Source organism: Dietzia sp. Cai40 (genome assembly GCF_014145165.1).
GTDB classification, from domain to species: Bacteria; Actinomycetota; Actinomycetes; order Mycobacteriales; family Mycobacteriaceae; genus Dietzia; species Dietzia natronolimnaea.
This window is the reverse complement of sequence record NZ_JAALEB010000101.1, coordinates 1-4,825: the sequence shown is the minus strand read 5'-3', so window position 1 is coordinate 4,825 and position 4,825 is coordinate 1. Positions and strand designations below refer to the sequence as shown.

Genomic DNA, 4,825 nt, shown 5'->3' with positions numbered 1-4,825 from the left:
CGGCGGGGGCCGCGGACGCCGTGGGTGCGGAGACGGGATCGGCGGTCTCGGCCACGGACGAGGGGGACGGGGGAGTCGACGACGACGAGGTGGTCGCCTGCGTCGTCGGCGAGGTGGGGGCCGCGGTCTCCTCCGCCCCCGAACACGCGGCGAGCGCGACCCCGGCCGCCATCGCGAGTGCGATGACGGCCGGGACACGGCGACGCCCGGTGGGGGAGAGCTGGCGGTTCGTCGCGGTGTGGGTCATGCGTTCCTGTTCTTCCAGCGGGGGTCAGGCTCCGATGATGAAGGCCTCGAGCTCGGCGCGGGCCTTGTCGTCGGCCATCTGCTCCGGCGGGGACTTCATGAGGTACGCCGACGCCGGCAGGATCGGTCCGCCGATGCCGCGGTCCTTGGCGATCTTGGCCGCCCGGACGGCGTCGATGATGATGCCGGCCGAGTTGGGCGAGTCCCACACCTCGAGCTTGTACTCGAGGTTGATCGGAGCATCGCCGAACGCGCGTCCCTCGAGGCGAACGTACGCCCACTTGCGGTCGTCGAGCCACTCCACGTAGTCGGAGGGGCCGATGTGCACGTTGCGGTCGTGGATCTTGTCCTTGAGGGAGCCCTCGAGGTTGGAGGTCACGGCCTGGGTCTTGGAGACCTTCTTGGACTCCAGGCGCTCGCGCTCGAGCATGTTCTTGAAGTCCATGTTGCCGCCCACGTTGAGCTGGTAGGTCCGGTCCAGGGCGACACCGCGGTCCTCGAACAGCTTGGCCATCACGCGGTGCGTGATGGTGGCGCCGACCTGCGACTTGATGTCGTCGCCGACGATCGGGACGCCGGCGGAGCGGAACTTCTCGGCCCACACGGGGTCGGAGGCGATGAAGACGGGCAGGGCGTTGACAAAGGCGACGTCGGCGTCGATGCAGCACTGGGCGTAGAACTTGTCCGCCTCCTCGGACCCCACCGGCAGGTAGCTGACCAGCACGTCGACCTCGGCGTCGCGCAGGGCCCGGACCATGTCCACGGGCTCGGCGTCGGACTCCTCGATGGTCTGGCGGTAGTACTTGCCCAGCCCGTCGAGGGTGGGTCCGCGCTGGACGCTGACGCCGGTCGGCGGCACGTCGCAGAGCTTGAGGGTGTTGTTCTCCGAGGCGTTGATCGCCTCGGCGAGGTCCATGCCGACCTTCTTGCCGTCGACATCGAACGCGGCGACGAACTCGACGTCCCGGACGTGGTAGTCGCCGAACTTGACGTGCATGAGGCCGGGGACGGTCTGGTCGATCGCCGCGTCCTTGTAGAACTCGACGCCCTGCACGAGCGAGGACGCGCAGTTGCCGACGCCGACGATCGCGACGCGCACCTTCTTGTCGGTCATGGGGATTCTCCTTGTGATGGGTTCTCTGTCTGGATGAGCTCGTTGATCCAGCGCAGCTCGCGCTCGCTGGTCTCGAGGCCGAGCAGGGTGAGCTGCCGCGCGTAGCGCAGTTCGGTCGGGCCGGTCCGGGTGGCCGCGTCCCGTTGGCCCTCGCGCCGCTCCTCGAGGACCCGCCGCCGGCCCTCCAGGAGCCGCACCCGGGCGGGCCCGGGGGTGCGGTCGAAGAAGGCCAGGTGGACGCCGAAGCCGTCGTCGTTGAACGACGCGGCCCCGGGCTCGTCGAGCAGTGCGGCCAACGTCTCCTTGCCCCCGGCGGTGATGCGGTAGGTCTTGCGACCGCGTCGTGCGGTGGCCGGCGGACGCGTGGCGGTGGCCGCGGTGGCGTCCTCGACGATGTCTCCCTGTTGCCGGAGGCGACGCAGGGTGGGGTAGAGCGAACCGAAGGACACGGTCCGGACGGTGCCCAGCATCTCGGACAGGCGCTTGCGCAGCTCGTAGCCGTGCATGGGCCGCTCGTCGAGCAGCCCCAGGATCGCCAGTTCGAGCACCACACCCCTCCCCTCGACGTCTCATGCCTGCGGGTTTCCGCGACGGTCACCGAGAGTACACCTTCGGATGTATCGCGCCGATATACCCGTCCGTGACATCGGACGGACGGATCGAGACAGACGCGGGCCCCGGACCCCCCGGCCTCGCGCCCCGGACCCCCCGTGCTCGTGCCCCGGACTCGCGCGGGGGTCCGGCGCGAGTCGTAGGCTGATCCCGTGGACCACGCCGACTTCCGCCCCCGGCGACCCGGCCCCCCGCCGGGACCGGAGGACCCCACCGGCCGCGACGCCCTCCGGCGTCGGCGGGTGGTGGATTTCGCCCTGCGGCGTCGAGGGGTGTTGGCGGATCTCCGTGAGGGCGTCTCGGCACTTCGCGAGGTGTGCGACGCGGACGTCTATCTGCTGCGTGCGGCGAGTTTCCACGGCGTGGAGACCGGGACCGTGTGCCCCGTGTGCCGCAAGGAGAACCTCACCGAGGTGTCCTGGGTGTTCGGCGACGACCTGGGTGCGGCGTCCGGATCGGCGCGGAGCGCGGACGAGATCGAGCAGCTGGCACTGACCCATGACGCGTTCACCGTGCACGTGGTGGAGGTGTGTCGCAGCTGCTCGTGGAACCACCTGGTGGAGTCCTATGAGGTGGGCCTCGCCTCCGGTGAGGGCAGGCGCGTGCGCCGGGCGGCGCGGGAGCTCCGCAGGCACCGCTGAGCGCCCTCGCCGGGTGCGCCGAGTTCCGAGTGGAGCGCGATTTCGTACACAATGGACCTCAATGCACCGTCAGCGGGGGTCGCCCGTACCGGTCGGAGCTGCTCGCAGGAGGGTAGAAGATGTCGCAAAGTGACAGGACGCGTGGGAGATCTGACGGGGATTGGGACGACTCCTCGCCCCGGCGCGGCTGGTTCCGGCGTCACCCGATCTGGACGACGCTGATCCTCGTCGTCGTCGTCCTGTTGGTGATCCCGCTGGTGATCGTCGGGGTGACCTACAACCGCACCGAGATCCCCCGCCCGGGCAGCGTGGCCACCAACCAGATCTCCGAGATCTACACCAACGACGGCACGACCATGATCGGGCGCATCGTCCCCCCGGAGGGCAACCGCACCCTGGTCGAGGTCGACGCCATCCCCGTGCACGTGCGAAACGCCGTCATCGCCGCGGAGGACCGCAGCTTCTACACCAACGAGGGCTACGACCCCACGGGCATCGGCCGCGCGGTGATCGGGCAGGTCACCGGCGAGTCGAGCGCCGGCGGCGGGTCCACGATCACGCAGCAGTACGTCAAGAACACCATGGTCGGCGACGCTCCCACCTATGAGCGCAAGGCCAAGGAGATCATCATCGCGGCCAAGATGACCAACGAGTGGTCCAAGGACCAGATCCTCGGGGCCTACCTCAACACCATCTACTTCGGCCGCGGCGCCTACGGCATCGCCGCCGCCTCCACCGCGTACTTCAACAAGCCGGTGGAGGCCCTCACCGTGGAGGAGGGCGCACTGCTCGCGGGCGTCATCCAGTCCCCGTCCGTGCTGGACCCGCTCAACAACGCCGCCGCCTCCGAGGGCCGCTGGAACTACGTCATGGACGGCATGCGGGACATGGGGGCCATCGACGCCCAGCAGCGCGGCATGGCGGTGTTCCCCCAGGTCGTGGAGGACCCCCAGGCGGTGGACCAGAACGTCGGGGACCCCACCAACGGGGCGATCCGTCGTCAGGTGCTGGCGGAGCTGGCGATGGCCGGCCTGGACGAGCAGATGCTCAACACCCGCGGGCTCAAGATCACCACGACGATCGACCCGTCCACCCAGGAGGCGGTGGTCGAGGCCGCCCGCAGCAACATGCAGGGGGAGAGGCCGGAGAACCGGACCGCGGTCGTCTCCATCAACCCGCGGACGGGCGGCGTGATCGGCTACTACGGCGGCGAGGACGCCGAGGGCTGGGACTACGCCAACGCCCCGCTGCAGACCGGCTCCACCTTCAAGATCTTCGGTGTGGCCGCCGCCCTCGAGCAGGGGATCGGGCTGGGCACCCAGATTTCCTCGGCGCCCGTGACCACCGGAAACGTCACCGTCACCAATGTCAACGGCCAGTCCTGCGGGTCGTGCTCGGTCGCGATGGCGCTCAAGATGTCCCTCAACACCTCGTTCATCCGGCTGCAGCGGATGCTGGAGAACGGGGCCAACGACGTCCGGGACATGGCCCATCGCGCGGGTGTCGCCAAGGAGATCCCCGGCCTGCCGTGGGAGACCCTCACCGAGCAGGGCGAGGACCCCTACGACGGTCTGATCCTGGGTCAGTACCCGATCCGGGTGCGCGACATGGCCACGAGCCTGGCCACCTTCGCGGCCGAGGGCGTCCACCGGCCGACCCACTTCATCGAGAAGGTCGAGACGGCCGACGGTGAGGTCCTGCTGGACAACTCGGCCCCCGAGGGTGAGGAGGTGGTGGACGCCGACGTGGCCAACAACCTCACCTCCGCGATGGAGCCGATCGCCGCCTATTCCAACGGCAAGTCGCTGGCGGGCGGACGCCCCTCGGCGGCCAAGTCCGGCACCACCCAGCTCGGCGACACCGGGTACAACAAGGACGCCTGGTTCGTGGGCTACACCCCGTCCATCGCCACGGCGGTGTGGGTGGGGACCGACGACAACCAGCCGTTGCTCAACGCGTGGGGCGGGACGATGTACGGGTCCGGGCTCCCCGCGGACATCTGGAAGTCGGCGATGGACGGCGCGCTGTCCGGGACCGACTGGGAGAGCTTCCCGTCCCCCGGGTACATCGGTGGCCAGGCCGGCGCGTCCCAGTGGGAGTCCTCCGGCACGGGGACCGGGAACACCGGCGGGACGGGCGCCACCCAGCAGGCGGTCCCCCAGCCCAGCGTCGCCCCCGCCCCCGCGCAGCCCGCTCCGGCTCCCGGGGCGCC

Annotated in this window: 4 protein-coding genes and 1 pseudogene; 2 read left to right on the top strand and 3 right to left on the bottom strand. The window is 69.9% G+C overall.

Going from position 1 to position 4,825, the window contains the following annotated elements:
• The 3 genes and pseudogenes from G6022_RS04860 to G6022_RS04850 form a co-directional block, all read right to left on the bottom strand.
• A pseudogene (locus G6022_RS04860) lies at positions 1-247 on the bottom strand (hypothetical protein); the annotation flags it as partial.
• 24 nt (positions 248-271) lie between these two features.
• Positions 272-1,360: an inositol-3-phosphate synthase gene (locus tag G6022_RS04855; RefSeq protein ID WP_182610744.1), complete on the bottom strand. Its 1,089-nt coding sequence runs from the start codon at positions 1,358-1,360 to the stop codon at positions 272-274.
• Complete coding sequence (locus G6022_RS04850; RefSeq protein ID WP_179526060.1) at positions 1,357-1,908, bottom strand: PadR family transcriptional regulator; 552 nt, start codon at positions 1,906-1,908, stop codon at positions 1,357-1,359. The genes G6022_RS04855 and G6022_RS04850 overlap by 4 nt, the downstream gene beginning before the upstream one ends.
• 306 nt (positions 1,909-2,214) lie before the next feature.
• On the opposite strand from G6022_RS04850, the gene G6022_RS04845 reads away from it, so the two are divergent.
• Together G6022_RS04845 and G6022_RS04840 are read left to right on the top strand one after the other, a co-directional pair.
• Positions 2,215-2,613, top strand: a complete 399-nt coding sequence (locus tag G6022_RS04845; RefSeq protein ID WP_179526059.1) for a DUF5318 family protein — start codon at positions 2,215-2,217, stop codon at positions 2,611-2,613.
• A gap of 119 nt (positions 2,614-2,732) precedes the next feature.
• A partial coding sequence (locus G6022_RS04840) for a transglycosylase domain-containing protein (RefSeq protein ID WP_182691089.1) occupies positions 2,733-4,825 on the top strand: 2,093 nt, incomplete at its 3' end.

Excerpts from the sequence above, each read along its gene's own strand:
- G6022_RS04855 (WP_182610744.1), bottom strand. The coding sequence starts at position 1,360 with ATGACCGACAAGAAGGTGCGCGTCGCGATCGTCGGCGTCGGCAACTGC.